Source organism: Streptomyces sp. NPDC101118 (assembly GCF_044759445.1).
GTDB lineage: Bacteria > Actinomycetota > Actinomycetes > Streptomycetales > Streptomycetaceae > Streptomyces.
In genome coordinates this window covers 55,311-69,544 of record NZ_JBIVZG010000033.1, presented here as the reverse complement: position 1 = coordinate 69,544, position 14,234 = coordinate 55,311, and the positions used below count along the sequence as shown (strand labels likewise).

The 14,234-nt window shown below is 73.7% G+C and carries 8 protein-coding genes and 1 pseudogene; 5 read left to right on the top strand and 4 right to left on the bottom strand.

Annotated elements, in window-relative coordinates:
• Window positions 1–656: 656 nt before the first annotated feature.
• Window positions 657–1,082, top strand: a pseudogene (locus ACIQUQ_RS33760) (protein-tyrosine phosphatase family protein); the annotation flags it as partial.
• Between the two features lie 9 nt (window positions 1,083–1,091).
• On the opposite strand, the gene ACIQUQ_RS33755 reads toward ACIQUQ_RS33760, so the two are convergent.
• Window positions 1,092–1,373, bottom strand: coding sequence for a DUF5955 family protein (locus tag ACIQUQ_RS33755; protein ID WP_403983725.1), 282 nt, complete (start codon window positions 1,371–1,373; stop codon window positions 1,092–1,094).
• Window positions 1,374–1,475: 102 nt separating this feature from the next.
• Between ACIQUQ_RS33755 and ACIQUQ_RS33750 the strand changes: the two genes are divergently transcribed.
• The 3 genes from ACIQUQ_RS33750 (at window position 1,476) to ACIQUQ_RS33740 (ending at window position 5,674) form a co-directional block, all read left to right on the top strand.
• Complete coding sequence (locus ACIQUQ_RS33750) at window positions 1,476–2,093, top strand: NTP transferase domain-containing protein (protein ID WP_403983723.1); 618 nt, start codon at window positions 1,476–1,478, stop codon at window positions 2,091–2,093.
• Between the two features lie 298 nt (window positions 2,094–2,391).
• Window positions 2,392–4,011, top strand: a complete 1,620-nt coding sequence (gene aceB, locus ACIQUQ_RS33745; RefSeq protein WP_403983721.1) for a malate synthase A — start codon at window positions 2,392–2,394, stop codon at window positions 4,009–4,011.
• Between the two features lie 451 nt (window positions 4,012–4,462).
• Window positions 4,463–5,674 (top strand): GDSL-type esterase/lipase family protein, encoded by a 1,212-nt coding sequence (locus tag ACIQUQ_RS33740; RefSeq protein ID WP_403983719.1) that lies wholly within the window; start codon window positions 4,463–4,465, stop codon window positions 5,672–5,674.
• Window positions 5,675–5,763: 89 nt separating this feature from the next.
• Here the strand turns inward: ACIQUQ_RS33740 and ACIQUQ_RS33735 are convergent, their stop codons facing one another.
• Window positions 5,764–9,090, bottom strand: a complete 3,327-nt coding sequence (locus tag ACIQUQ_RS33735; RefSeq protein WP_403983717.1) for a S8 family peptidase — start codon at window positions 9,088–9,090, stop codon at window positions 5,764–5,766.
• Between the two features lie 233 nt (window positions 9,091–9,323).
• Window positions 9,324–11,417 (bottom strand): ATP-binding protein, encoded by a 2,094-nt coding sequence (locus ACIQUQ_RS33730; RefSeq protein ID WP_403983715.1) that lies wholly within the window; start codon window positions 11,415–11,417, stop codon window positions 9,324–9,326.
• 128 nt (window positions 11,418–11,545) lie between these two features.
• On the opposite strand from ACIQUQ_RS33730, the gene ACIQUQ_RS33725 reads away from it, so the two are divergent.
• Window positions 11,546–12,817 carry an Lrp/AsnC family transcriptional regulator gene (locus tag ACIQUQ_RS33725; protein WP_403983713.1) on the top strand — a complete coding sequence of 424 codons (1,272 nt, stop codon included), beginning with the start codon at window positions 11,546–11,548 and terminating at the stop codon, window positions 12,815–12,817.
• A gap of 16 nt (window positions 12,818–12,833) precedes the next feature.
• Here ACIQUQ_RS33725 and ACIQUQ_RS33720 read toward each other — a convergent pair whose 3' ends face one another.
• The gene (locus ACIQUQ_RS33720; protein ID WP_403983711.1) at window positions 12,834–14,225 is read right to left on the bottom strand and encodes a nucleobase:cation symporter-2 family protein; all 1,392 of its coding nucleotides are present in this window, start codon (window positions 14,223–14,225) and stop codon (window positions 12,834–12,836) included.
• Window positions 14,226–14,234: the final 9 nt, after the last annotated feature.

The following is a 14,234-nucleotide window of genomic DNA, read 5'->3' as shown; positions in this document are numbered from 1 at the left end:
CACCCCGGCCCGGAAGGCAAAGCCCTCGGCGGACACCCCCAGGAAGGACGCCCAGGGGGGACACCTCAGGCCTGACGGTGCCGGGTGCGATTCCCTGCACCAAGGCGAACCCCCGCCCCACGGGGCGGACGCGACAGCGTCCGTAGGCCCCCCAGCCGTCTCAGCGGCCTCCGGGCCGCCTGTGCCCCTTCATAAGCCGCCACAGATCGCTACGCGCTCCCGCCGGCCCGGCGGCCGCCAGGCCGTCCGGGGCTGATCAGGGAGCCCACACTGCCATCGATACCGGGTCCGAGCCCTCCGGGCGTCTGGACCCGCAGATCACCTCCGCTCAGCGGATCTCAACGCCCGGAAGGTGCCGGTTGACTCCTGCCGGGAGGCTGCGCCGTTGTTCTCCCGTGCTGGCGGGCGAATCATGCCGGTCCGAGCCCTCCCGGCGTCTGCACCCGCGGATGACCTGTCGACAGTTCCGCTCAGCGGATCTCACGGCCAGGCAGGTGCCGGAGGCCTCCTGCCGGGAGGCCGCGGCGTGCTTTTCGCCATGCGGCGGGCGGATCATGCCGGTCCGAGCCCTGCCCTGCGGTGCCGGGTCCCGATGTCCGGCTCTCCGGTCCGCTGGGCGGAACTCTGGTGTCCCGGGCGGGATTTAGGGTGGGTGCATGGGTTTCTCCTGGGATTCCGGCTCTCCCGGCGTGCTGGTTCTGCCCTCCGGGCGGCTTGTGCGGGGGAGGGCGCTGCGGGCTGGGGTGCCCGACGGGCCCCCGCCTTCGTACGGGGTGTATCTGCTGGGCCGGCCTCCCGCTGCGGTGCCCTGGGAGTACCGGTGGCTGCGGTGGCCGGACTTCCGGTTGCCGCGCGACAGGGGGGAGGCCCTGAGGGTGCTCACCCTGGCCTGGGAGCGGGCCGGGGACGAGCGGGTCGAGGTCGCCTGCGGTGGGGGACGCGGGCGGACCGGTACCGCGTTGGCCTGTCTGGCCGTGCTGGACGGCGTACCCGCGGACGAGGCGGTCGCGTACGTGCGTGCCCGGTACCACCCGCGGGCGGTGGAGACGCCGTGGCAGAGGCGGTACGTGGAGGGGTTCGGGCAGGACCGGTCAGCCGAAGGCCTCCACGGCTCCGCGGACCTCAGCCAGCGCCTGGGACAGGGCGCTGACCGACCCGATCGCGCCCGCCACGACCAGGAGTGACCGGCGCAGGCGGCGGGCTTCGACCGCGCCGCCCAGGGTCATGGCGTGGAGGGCGGCGAGTTCGTCCTCCGCGATGTGACGTTCCGCGAAGTCGCCGCGGTACGCGGCCAGTTCCCGGCGCAGCCGGCTCACCGCCCGCTGCAGGCCGGCCACCCGGGGGTCCTCGTACTCGCCCGCGACATCAGCCACCGCGCCGCTCTCCACTCGCGCCTCGCGCAGCGCCTCCGCTGCGCGGGCCAGTCAACCGGTACGGGGCCTCGGACGCCACCACCCCGTGGTAAGCAACGTGGCATGTCCCAGAACCCGGTTCCGAAGCCCACGCCCATCGCCGGTCTCCTGCTCGCCGCCGGTGGCGGGCGGCGGCTCGGGGGGCGGCCCAAGGCGCTGCTCCCCCACCACGGCCGCCCGCTCGTCGAGAACGCCGTCCGCGTGCTGCGCGAGGCGGGGTGCGCGCCGATCCACGTCGTGCTGGGCGCGTCCGCCGCCGAGGTGCGCGAGCGCGCCGACCTGGCCGGGTGCGTCGTGGTCGACAACCCGGACTGGGAGGAGGGCATGGGCTCCTCCCTGCGGCTCGGGCTCGCCTCGCTCGGCGGGGCCGACCCCGTGCCGCCCGCCGTCCTGGTGTCCCTGGTCGACCAGCCGGGCATCGGCCCGGACGCCCTCAAGCGGGTGCTCGCCGCGTACCGCTCCCCCGCCACGCTCGCCGCCGCGGCGTACGACGGTGAGCGCGGCCACCCCGTCCTGTTCGGGTCGGACCGCTGGGCGGACATCACCGCGACCGCGACCGGGGACCGCGGTGCGCGTGTACACCTGACAAACCACGCGGCGGACCTCACTCTGGTCGAATGCGCGGACATCGCCGAGCCCTACGACATCGACACCCCCTCCGACCTGCGACGCCTGGAGTGAGGGTCGAGCGCGGTCCGTGACCGGCGTGGCACTCAGAGCCAGAATCTGTCGACTCAGAGAATCTCGACATCAACAAACCATTGAACTTCCACCACGTGGAAATTACTATCCACTGGTCAGAAGCGCCCTGAACCCCCAGACGGCGCCCGCGACCGCATCAGGAACTCTCTCCGCCCGGCGGCACTCCGTGCCGCAGGCCGGCCTCCCCGGCACCGGCCGACCTGCCCAGCACGAGCAGATACGAGCAGTACGAGCGTCCTCGCGGCCGCCAGGCACCGCCGCTGAAGGAGTGACAGCTATGTCAGCACCAGCGCCGTCCCCGCTGGCCATCGTCGACGCCGAGCCCCTGCCACGGCAGGACGAGGTCCTCACAGAAGCGGCGCTGGCCTTCGTGGCCGAGCTGCACCGGCGGTTCACCCCCCGCCGCGACGAGCTCCTCGCCCGTCGCGCCGAGCGGCGAGCCGAGATCGCCCGCACCTCCCACCTCGACTTCCTCCCGGACACCGCACAGGTCCGCGAGGGCGACTGGAAGGTTGCGCCGGCGCCGGCCGCGCTCAACGACCGCCGCGTGGAGATCACCGGTCCGACCGACCGCAAGATGACCATCAACGCCCTGAACTCGGGCGCCAAGGTCTGGCTCGCCGACTTCGAGGACGCCTCGGCTCCCACCTGGGAGAACGTCGTCCTCGGCCAGCTCAACCTGATCGACGCCTACGAGCGCCGCATCGACTTCACCGACCCGCGGTCCGGCAAGTCGTACGCCCTGAAGCCCGCCGCCGAGCTCGCGACCGTCGTGATGCGGCCCCGCGGCTGGCACCTGGAGGAGCGTCACGTCCAGTTCGACGGCCGTCCGGTCCCCGGCGCGCTCGTCGACTTCGGCCTGTACTTCTTCCACAACGCCCAGCGCCTGATCGACCTCGGCAAGGGCCCGTACTTCTACCTCCCGAAGACGGAGTCGCACCTGGAGGCGCGCCTCTGGAACGAGATCTTCGTCTTCGCCCAGGACTACGTCGGCATCCCGCAGGGCACCGTCCGCGCGACCGTCCTGATCGAGACCATCACCGCCGCGTACGAGATGGAGGAGATCCTCTACGAGCTGCGCGACCACGCCGCGGGCCTGAACGCCGGCCGCTGGGACTACCTCTTCTCCATCGTCAAGAACTTCCGTGACGGCGGCGAGAAGTTCGTCCTCCCGGACCGCAACGCGGTGACGATGACCGCCCCGTTCATGCGGGCGTACACCGAACTGCTCGTCCGCACCTGCCACAAGCGCGGCGCGCACGCCATCGGCGGCATGGCCGCGTTCATCCCGTCCCGCAAGGACGCGGAGGTCAACAAGGTCGCCTTCGAGAAGGTCAAGGCCGACAAGGACCGCGAGGCCGGCGACGGCTTCGACGGCTCCTGGGTCGCGCACCCGGACCTGGTCCCGATCGCGATGGCCTCCTTCGACGCGGTCCTGGGCGACAAGCCGAACCAGAAGGACCGGCTGCGCGAGGACGTCGCCGTCGCCCCCGGCGACCTGATCGCGATCGACTCGCTGGACGCGAAGCCCACGTACGAGGGCCTGCGCAACGCCGTCCAGGTCGGCATCCGCTACATCGAGGCCTGGCTGCGCGGCCTGGGCGCGGTCGCCATCTTCAACCTGATGGAGGACGCGGCCACCGCGGAGATCTCGCGTTCGCAGATCTGGCAGTGGATCAACGCCGGCGTGGTCTTCGAGAACGGCGAGCTCGCCACGGCCGACCTCGCCCGCGCGGTGGCGGCCGAGGAGCTCGCGGCGATCCGCGCCGAGATCGGCGAGGAGGCCTTCGCGGCCGGCAAGTGGCAGCAGGCCCACGACCTGCTCCTCCAGGTCTCGCTGGACGCCGACTACGCGGACTTCCTGACCCTCCCCGCGTACGACCAGCTGGTCGGCTGACGGACGGGTCCGGGCGGTAACGCACAGCGACCGGACCCCCTCGCCGCCCCCGGAGTCACCGACTCCGGGGGCGGTTTCGTTTTCGGCCCCGTTTCGCGTCGGCATCGAAGCGGTTTTTCCGCCCCGGGGAGGTCCGGGGTACCGGAATGCGACCGCGGGTAACCCTTCTCCCCACTGGCCCCACCCTCCTCGCCGGCATCGCCGCTGCTCAGCGGGCACGTGGCTGAGCACCCCTCAGGAACAGGGGATTCCGGCCACCGGGGAAGTGACAGAACCTCAGCCGAACGATCGGTCGGGCGTTACCCAATCGAAATCTGCGGCTACCTAGCGGTAACAAATCGCGCCATGGCACCTTTCCGTTTGCCACCGGCCGGCGGTACCCCCACTTCCCCAGCCATGCGTCCGCGTTGATCCGTTCTGCGTGGGTGCGGCCGAACGCAGGAGTTCCGCAGTGACCGGATCCCGCACCGCAAGCACCTCCCCGTTCCCCCACCGGCGCCCCGGCGCCGCCCCCCGCCGGCGTCTCGCCGCCGCCGCTCTCGCGCTGCCCCTGCTGGCCGGCTCCGTGCTGGCCGCGGGCTCGGGCAGCGCCGTGGCGAGTCCCGGCAGCGGGCCCACCGCGATCGTCTCCATGGGCGACAGCTACATCTCCGGCGAGGCCGGCCGCTGGAAGGGCAACAGCCTGACCAACTCCGGCAGCCGGGACGGCACCGACCGCGCCTGGGTCAGCGGCAGCACGTACGACCCCAGCCGCGTATACGGAACGACGGCGGCCAACGGCTGCCACCGCTCCGATTCGGCCGAGGTGAAGAGCACCACCGGCACCGGGGCGCAGGCCCTGATCAACCTGGCCTGCTCCGGCGCGGTCACGGACAACGTCTTCCGCTCCTCCAACGGCGGCGTCTCCTACAAGGGCGAGGCCCCCCAGGCGGACCAGCTCGCCGCCGTGGCCGCCGCGAACGACGTCAAGGCCGTCACCCTGTCGATCGGCGGCAACGACCTCGGCTTCGCCGACATCATCGCCAAGTGCGCCAAGGACTACATCGTCTGGTACTCGTACTGCCACGACGACCAGCAGCCCGTGGTCGACTCCAAGATCGACGGCGTGATGGCCAAGGTCGGCAAGGCGATCGACGAGATCCGTGCCGTGATGTCCGCGGCCGGCTACAGCTCCTCCTCGTACCGGCTGATCCTCCAGTCGTACCCGTCGCCGATCCCGCGGGCGGCGGAGAACCGGTACTCCGAGAGCGGCTGGAGCCGGGTCAACACCGGCGGCTGCCCGTTCTGGAACAAGGACGCCGACTGGGCGCGCGACTCCCTCGTCCCGCAGATCGCGAACCGTCTGAAGGGCGTGGCCGCGGCGAAGGGCGCGCAGTTCCTGGACCTGCGCGACATGCTCCAGGGCCGTGAGGTCTGCTCGACGTCCAGCAGGCTGGTGAGCTCCACGGTGCCCGCGTCGGGCGCTTCGAGCGAGTGGGCCCGCTGGATCGACAGCAGCGAGTCGCAGGGCAAGGTCCAGGAGTCCATGCACCCGAACCACTACGGGCAGCTCGCCCAGGGCCGTTGCCTCTCCCTGCTGTGGGCGCAGCCGACCGGCAGCTTCACCTGCCGGAACACGGCCGGCTCCGACGCGTCGGGGATGTACCTCAGCCCGGTCTCGTAGACCGGCGGAGTTCCGCGAAGGCCTGAGGCCCGGCCCCGCTCGTGCGGGGCCGGGCCTCAGGCTCGTGGACGGTGTGACGAGGTGTCACCTCACGGCGCGAGCCGGTAGGCGTTGGTGATCGTCTCCAGGACGGAGTTGCCGCTCTTGTCCTTGAGGTACACGCGGAAGGAGACCGCCTTGGCCGAGGCCGGGTGCTTCACGCTGACCGAGCGCGCCCCGCCGGCGTCGGTGGTCACCGTGAGCGGCTTCCAGGTCGTGCCCCCGTCGAAGGAGACCTTGACGGTCAGCACGGCGACCCGTCCGGTGCCCGCGGCCGCGCCTGCCACGTGCAGCGGCACCTTCAGGGTGCTGCCGGCCGGGGCCGTGCTGCGCAGGCTCAGCGCCGGGGAGAGCCGCACGGTCGAGAGCGGCAGCCGGGCCGTCTCCTCGCCGGCGGGGCGGGCCGAGGTGAACGTCCAGACGGCGGAGACCTTGGTGCTGGTGGTGGTGTCCGCGGCCGACCGGGTCGCCTCCTTGGTCAGGCGGTACTCGGCCTTCGTCGCCGGGACCTCGGTGCTCAGCCAGTCGGTGGCGCCGGTCTCGGCGAGGACCTTGCCGCCGGATTCCAGGCGGGTGAAGCCGCCGGTGGTCACGGAGCTGCCCGAGTGGCCGGCGCCGTCGTTGAACAGCTGGAGGTAGGCGTTGACGTAGTTGCCGGTCCGGGCCGCCTCCTGGTCGGTGCCGGCCGCCAGGTCGGGGCCGACGACGCCGGTGTTGAAGTTCAGCGTGTAGCGCTTGCCCGGCTTGTAGGCCGTCATGCCCTTGGTGAAGATGAAGCGGCCTTCGTTCCGGGCGTTGTTCTGGGAGGCGATCCAGGACCAGCGCACGCCCTCGGTGCTCAGGTACTGCGTGGTGGCGGCCGGCAGGGTGGTCGTGGACTCCTGGATGCCGACGCTGTAGCCCGCCTCGTCGGCCGGGGACGCGTAGAGCACGCCCTTGGCGGTGGTGACGGAGGCGCCGAAGCCGAGCCGGACCTCGGCGACGTCGGCCTTGGTGACGGTGCGGGTCAGGCCGGTGAACCAGCTGCCGGTGCGGTTGAAGGCGAGGCGGTGGTCGACGTTCCTGCCGGCGGCGCCGGGCACCTTCCACACGCCGTTGTACTGCGCGCGCAGCGTGGGCAGGGACGGGCCGAGCGCGGCGGTGCGGAACTTCGTCGAACCGGCGACGACCCAGCTGCCGCTCACGCCGGTGCCGGCCGCGTCGTAGCCGACGTTGGCGGAGACCAGGCGCGCGGCCGGGTCGGCGGGGGTGACGGCGAACGGCTTGGCCTTGCTGGCGTCCATGGTGACCGTGGCCTTGCCGGTGACCTTGAGGACCGGCTGGACGAAGACGGCCATCCGGTTGTCGGTGCCGGGGCTGATCACGAGGCTTTCCAGGTGGTAGGTGCCCTTGGCCAGCCGCTGGACGACGGTGCCGTCCTCCTCGATCTCCGGGTAGATGGGCTCCCCGGGGCCGCCGGCGCCGGTCCTGGTGAGCGTCGCGTAGTAGGCGTCCGGGGTCCCGCCGTTCTCGTCCCTGTGCCGCAGCGTGATGTCGTACGACTCCACCTCGCGGACGACCGCCAGGCCGGTGCGCACCGACTGGCCGTCACCGGCGGCCAGCACGCTGCCGCCGAACTGGCCGTCGGCCGTGCCCTTGCGGGTGTCGACGGTGACGGTGGTCTGCGCGGTGCCGCCGGCCGGGACGGTGAGCTGCGTGTTCTTGACGGTGAACATGCCGGCCGGGGCGGGCCGGCCGGCGGAGTCGCTGCCGGCGGCGGTCAGCTTGAGGGTGACGGCCTTGGTGCCGTGGTTGCGGTACGTGAGGGTCTTGCTGGCTGGCTTGTCGTCGCCGTGCGGCCAGAGGTGCGTGCCGAAGTCGAGCGAGCCGGGCGAGGAGACGACGACGGCCGTGCGGGCGCGGGCCAGGTCGATCCGGCCGGCGCCCTGCTGGAGGGCGTTGTACTTCGGGTTGGGCTTGGCCGACGCGGTGAGCAGGGCCTTGATGCGGGCGCCGCTCCAGGTCGGGTGCTGCTGGAACAGCAGGGCTGCGGCGCCCGAGACGTGCGGGGTTGCCATGGAGGTGCCGCTCATGGGCAGGTAGCCGTCGCCCGGGCCGTCGGGGCCCTGGGTGGTCCGGGCGGCGGTGATGTCGACGCCGGGGGCGGTGACGTCCGGCTTCAGGACGCCGGTGGCCGTGGGGCCGCGGCTGGAGAACTCCGCGAGCCGGTCCTGCTTGTCGACCGCGCCGACGGTGAGGGCGGCGGGGGCGCTGCCGGGCGAGTTGACGGTGCCGTTCTTGTCGCCGTCGTTGCCGGCGGCCACCACGAACAGGGCCTTGGAGGAGAGCCGGGCGACGGCGTCCTCCTTCGGGTCGACGTCGGGACCGTCCTGGCCGCCGATGCTCATGCTGACGACCTTGGCGCCCTGGTCGACGGCCCACTGCATGCCGCTGACGATGTCCGACTCGTTGCCGAAGCCGTCGTCGCCGAGGACCTTGCCGTCGAGGATCCGGACGCCGGGCGCCACGCCCTTGTAGAGGCCGCCCGACCGGGCTCCCGAGCCGCCGATGGTGGAGGCCACGTGCGTGCCGTGCCCGTGGCGGTCCTTGCTGTCGGGCGAGTTGCTGAAGTTCTTCTCCGCCTTCTCGACGCCCTTGAGGTCCGGGTGGGTCTGGTCGACCCCGGTGTCCAGGACGGCGACGGTGATGCCCTTGCCGGTGTAGCCGGCCTGCCACATGGCGGGCGCGCCGATCTGCGGCACGCTCTTGTCGAGGGTGGCGCGGACGCGGCCGTCGAGCCAGAGGCGCTCGACGGGCGCCGTCGCGGCGGTCGCTCCGGCCGTGAGGGCGTCGGCGCCGCCGGTGACCCGGGACCAGAAGGCCTCGGCCTGCGCCTTCGGCGTGGTGAGCGCCTCGCCGCCGACGGCCGGCAGCGGGCGCCGGTCGCGGGCCAGCCCGGAGAAGGTGTCCCGGACGGGCGCGCCCTGCCGGTAGCGGACGATCAGCGGCAGCGTGGCGCTGTGCGCGTCGCCGAAGCCGTCCCGCACCAGCTGGGCGACGTCGAACAGCCGCCGGTCGAGGACGCCGTCGGCGAGCAGGCGCAGGGCGTCCTGCGGGACGACGTACGTGTGCGCGCCCTCGCGCCGCACGGAGAACACGATCCCCTCGCGGCCCTCGCCGCGGTCGATGCGCGCGACGCGGCCGTCGGCGCCGACGTGGACGCGGTCCCCGGTGACGAGCGTGACGGCCGCGGACGCCCCCGCCCGCGCCGCCGCGGCGTTCCGTGCGGCCGGCTTCGCGGCCGGGTCCGGGGCCTGCGCCGCCGACAGGGCGCCGGCCGGGGCCGTCCCCGCGATCAGCGCCACGACCGCCGTGGCGGCGAGCGCCGTCCTTCTCACTGCTGTTCTGGGTTCCACTCTGACCCCCCGTCATGACGTGCCCGGTGCACGCGTCGAGCGGTATCACGCCTCGTCAGGGCGCCCGGTTCTGCGTCCCACGACGAATTTGATGACCGTTTCATGACCAAAAACGGAGGGGTGGAGTCAGCACTTGCCGGGACCTGGCCCGGTCCTCCCCCCTGCCCTCGCTCGGTCCTCGCTCAGCCCTCGCTCAGCCCTCGCTCAGCCCTCGCTCAGCCCTCGCCGGACTCCGGCAGCAGGGCACGCAGGCCCGCCCGGGCCCCGGCCGCGTAGGCCCGCGCGAACAGCGGTTCGGTGAGGCGGGCCCGCAGCACCTCCTCCGCCGGGGCGCGCCCCCGGGCCCAGTACGCGGCCGCCCTGGGGTCCTTGAGGAACCCGGCCCGGATCCGGTCCACCGCACCCAGCAGCCGCGCCGCGTCCCGGTGCCGCCCGAGGTCGGTCTCCAGCGCGGCCAGCAGTTCCCCCGCGGCGGCCTGGCCGAGTACGTCGCCCAGCGCCAGCTGCGCCCCGAGCGCCCGCAGCACCTCGGCCCGGGCGGCCCCCTGCTGCGCCTCCCGCCTGAGCACCTCGGCGTGCGCGTACCCGAACCACGAGCGCGCCCACCGGTCCCCGGCGGGCGGCGCGTCCGTCACCGGCACCGCCAAGGGGTCGGTGCGGGCCAGAGCCATCAGGTACGAGGCGGCCAGCGCGGCCCGTCCGGGCCCGAACTCCGTTTCCGCGGGCAGCAGTTCCAGGGCCTCGGCGAACTCGGTGACGGCGTCGGCGGGCCGCAGCTCCCACAGCGCCACGGTGCCCCGCACGTGCGCCAGGTAGGCGAGGCAGGTGTCCTCCCCCTCCTGCACGGCCGCCGTCCAGCCCTCGACCAGCAGCGGATCGGCGCCGTCGCACTCGCCGAGGCAGCCCGCGATCCACGCGTTCAGCCACAGGGCCCGCGCCGGGCGGGGCGCCGGGTGCAGGGCCAGGGCGCGTTCGAGGTGGCGGCGTCCCTCGGTGAGCAGGCCGCAGGCCATCCAGAGGAACCACAGGGCGACCGCGATCTCCAGCGTGGCGGCGGGACCCGGACCTGCCATCGGGTTCATCGCGGCCCGCAGGTCGGGCAGCTCCCGCAGGGCCAGCTCCCGGGCCTCCCGCTGGCTGCCGCCCCGCCACAGCTGGGCCGCGCGCTCGGCCACCGTCCGGTACCAGTCGTAGTGCCGCCGCACCGCCTCCGCGTTCTCGCCGCGCGCCAGCAGCAGCCGGGCCGCGTGGGCCCGTACGGACAGGGGCAGCCGCCAGCGGCCCGGTCCCGCGTCCAGCAGCAGGCCCGACGCGAGCCGGCCCAGGGCGGCGGCCGCGGCGTCCCGGCCCAGCCGGCCGAACCCGCAGACGGCCACGACGGCCGCCCGGTCGAAGGAGCCGGCGAACACCGAGAGCCGCTCCCACAGCAGCCGCTCGTCCCGGGACAGCAGCCGGTGGCTGCGCTCGGCGTCCGCCCGGGTGCCGCGGCCGGCGCCGCCCGCCAGGAAGCCGAGGGGGTCGGACTCCAGGCGGCGCAGCGCCTGCTCCGGCGCGTACTGGTGCAGCCGCCCGGCCGCCAGCTCCAGGGCGCCCGGGATGCCGTCGAGGGCCCGGCACAGTCGCGCCACGGGTTCCGCGTTGCGCCCCGTGATCTCGAAGAACGGGTCGGCGCCGCGGGCCCGCTCCACGAAGAGCCGTACGGCGGGGTAGTCGACGGCGTCGGGTCGGCCCACGGGGGCCGCCACGCCCCGGGACGCCACAGCCTGCGGCACCACACCCTGGGGCGACGCGGCGGCGGGCGGCACGGCCAGGGGCGGTACGGCGAAGCCGGTCTCGCCCGGCACGCCGAGCCGGCGCTGGGACGTGGCCAGCACCCGCAGCCCCGGCAGCCGCACCAGCAGCTGCGCCACCAGCCCGGCGCACAGGTCGCCCAGCTGCTCGCAGCCGTCCAGCACCAGCAGGACGCGCCGCCCGGCCAGTTCGCGGAGGAGCCGGCCCTCCAGCGCGGCCCAGCGGTCCTCGGGCAGCCCGGAGAGGTCGGCCCACACCACGTCGGGACCGGCGGCCGGGGCCCCGGTGCCGTCGGCCACGACCGGTCGCTCGCGCAGCACGCGGACCGCGCGGACCGCGATGCGGGTCTTGCCGATGCCGGCCGGGCCGGTCAGCGTCACCAGCCGCTCGGTGGCCAGCAGGGCCAGCGTCGTGGCCAGTTCTCGCTCCCGGCCGACGAAGCTCGACAGCTCGGCGGGCACGGCGGCCCGCAGTCCCGCGCCGGCCCCGTCCGCTCCTCCCGAGCCGGACCCGCCCACGCCGCCTCCCCCGATTTCGCAAAGATGCACGCACGAGCCCCCGTGACTTGTTGAATGCACCAAAGGGAGATCATCGGCTGTGACACCGGACCTCCGGCCGGTGACCGGGAGAACCGCCAGGGGAGGGTATGAACTCAGCCATTTCCGCCATGGACGACATGGACCGGGCGCTCGTCCACGCACTCCAGCTCGCGCCCCGGGCCAGCTGGGAGCGGCTGGCCCCGGTCCTCGGCGCGCGTCCGGACACGCTGGCCAGGCGCTGGGAGCGGCTGTCGGCGGCCGGGGACGCCTGGACCGCGGGGCTGGGCCTGCGCAGCGGTCTCGCCGTGCCGTGCATGGCCTGGGTGGAGGTCACGTGCACGGCGGGCACGGCCCCGGCCGTGGGCCGCACGCTGACCGGCGACGCGCACGCGCTGCGGGTCGAGCACCTCACCGGGAGCCGGGACCTGCTGCTGTTCGTGGCCGTACCCGACCTGACGGCGCTCTACCGCTACCTGTCGTTCCGGGTGCAGCGGATACCCGGCGTCGTCGCCACACGGTCCTCGATGGTGACGACGGTGCACTACTCGCCCAACAGGTGGCGCCTGGACCAGCTGACCCCGGCGCAGACCGCGCAGCTCGCGGACCAGGCGCAGCGGCCGGTGTCGACCACCGCGCCGGTCACGGCGCCGCTGTCGGCGGAGGACCGGCCGCTGGTGCTGGCGCTGGCGGGGGACGCGCGGCGCAGCGTGGCCTCGCTGGCCCGCGGGTGCGGGATGAGCGAGTCGACCGTACGGCGGCGGCTGGCCCGGCTGGAGGCGGGCGGGGTGCTGCGCTTCAGCTGCTCGCTGGCGTCCGTGCACAGCGGCTGGCCGGTGTCGGCGACGTTGTGGGGCGAGGTCGCCGAGCACGATGTGACGGACTGTGCCGCGGCGGTGTCGGGGCTGCGCGAGACGCGGGCCTGCATGTCGACCAGCGGCCCGTGGAACTTCCTGGTCAGCGCACGGCTGCGGACGGTCGCGGAGCTGTCCCGCTACACCGCCGAACTGACCCGCAGGGTACCGGCGTTGCGCATCGCCGACTCGGCCCTCGCGCTGTACGTGCGCAAGTCCGCGGCCCAGGAGCTGGACCCGGAGGGCCGCCGCGTCCGCACGGTCCCGGCGGACATCTGGTCGGACCCGGCGCCCGCGCCGGCCCCGGGCGGACGGTCCGGGGCGGCCGGGCAGTCCGCGGACGGGCGGTCAGGGGCGGCCGGGCAGTCCGCGGACGGGTGCTCCGGGGCGGCTGCCGGGTACGCCGCGGACGGGCGGCCGGGCCCGGGGGCCGGGCACGCCGCGGCTCCCTCGGCCGACCCCGCGCCGTTACGGGCCCTGGGCCGGGGCCTGGCCCCGGCCTGGCCCCGGCCGCGCACGGCCGGCTGAGCGTCCCGTCACCCGGTCAGTGCACCGGCACCGGGTCCTGGGCGGCTGCGGCCGCCCGGTCCCGGCGTGAACCCAGGTGGTTGAAGGCGAGGTTGAGCAGGATCGCCACCACGCAGCCGGTGCTGATGCCCGAGTCGAGGACGACCAGCAGGTCCTCGGGGAAGGCGTGGTAGAAGTCCGGCGCGGCGATCGGGATGAGGCCGATGCCGATGGAGGCGGCGACGATCAGGGCGTTCTCGCCCTTCTCCATGGCGGCGCCCGCAAGGGTCTGGATGCCGCTCGCCGCGACGGACCCGAACAGGACGATGCCCGCGCCGCCGAGCACCGGCAGCGGTACGACGGCGATGACGGAGGCGGCCACCGGGCAGAGGCCGAGGGCGATGAGGATCAGGCCGCCGGCCGCGACGACGAAGCGGCTGCGCACCTTGGTCATGGCGACCAGCCCGATGTTCTGGGCGAAGGCGCTGCACATGAAGCCGTTGAAGACGGGGCTGAGGGCGCTGCCGAGGGCGTCGGCGCGCAGGCCGCCCTCGATGGTGCGGGCGTCGGCAGGGCGTCCGACGATCCGGCCGAGGGCCAGGATGTCGGCGGTGGACTCCGTCATGCAGACCAGCATCACGATGCACATCGAGACGATGGCGGCGACGTGGAACTGCGGGGCGCCGAAGTGGAACGGGGTGGGGAAGCCCACGAGTCCGGCGCGGCCGATGGCGGAGAAGTCGGTGATGCCGACGGGGATCGCGATCAGGGTGCCGGCGACCAGGCCGAGCAGGATGGCGATCTGGCGGAGGAAGCCGCGCAGGAACTTCCGCATCAGCAGCACGAGGGCGAGGGTGGCCGCGGCCATGCCGATGTTGGTGAGGGAGCCGTAGTCGGCGGCGGTGCGGTTGCCGCCCTGGGACCAGTTGAAGGCGACGGGCAGCAGCGAGACGCCGATCAGCGTGATGACCGTACCGGTCACGACCGGCGGGAAGAAGCGGACCAGGCGGCCGAAGTAGGGGGCGGCGAAGAAGCCGAGGGCCCCGGCGACGATGATCGCGCCGAAGATGACGGGGATGGCGTCGGCGCCCTGGTCCTTGCCGATGGCGACCATCGGGGTGACACCGGCGAACGAAACGCCGTTCACGAAGGGGAGTTTGGCGCCCACCCGCCAGAAGCCGAGGGTCTGGAGGAGGGTGGCGAGGCCGGCGGTGAAGAGGGAGGCCCCCATCAGGAAGGCCGTCTCGGTGGCGGAGAGGCCGACGGCCGGTCCGACGATCATGGGCGGGGCGACGACCCCCGCGTACATCGCGGCCACGTGCTGGAGGCCGCTGGTGAACATCCGGAGCGGGGGCAGGGTCTCGTCGACCGGGTGCCTCTCCGCTGGGCTGGCGACTGCGTCTTTGCGAAACCTGGGCGTGACGGCCACGGGCTTCCT

Bases quoted from the DNA above. Each gene is read 5' to 3' on its own strand.
- ACIQUQ_RS33750 (WP_403983723.1), top strand. From the start codon at position 1,476: ATGTCCCAGAACCCGGTTCCGAAGCCCACGCCCATCGCCGGTCTCCTG.
- aceB (WP_403983721.1), top strand. From the start codon at position 2,392: ATGTCAGCACCAGCGCCGTCCCCGCTGGCCATCGTCGACGCCGAGCCC.
- ACIQUQ_RS33725 (WP_403983713.1), top strand. From the start codon at position 11,546: ATGAACTCAGCCATTTCCGCCATGGACGACATGGACCGGGCGCTCGTC.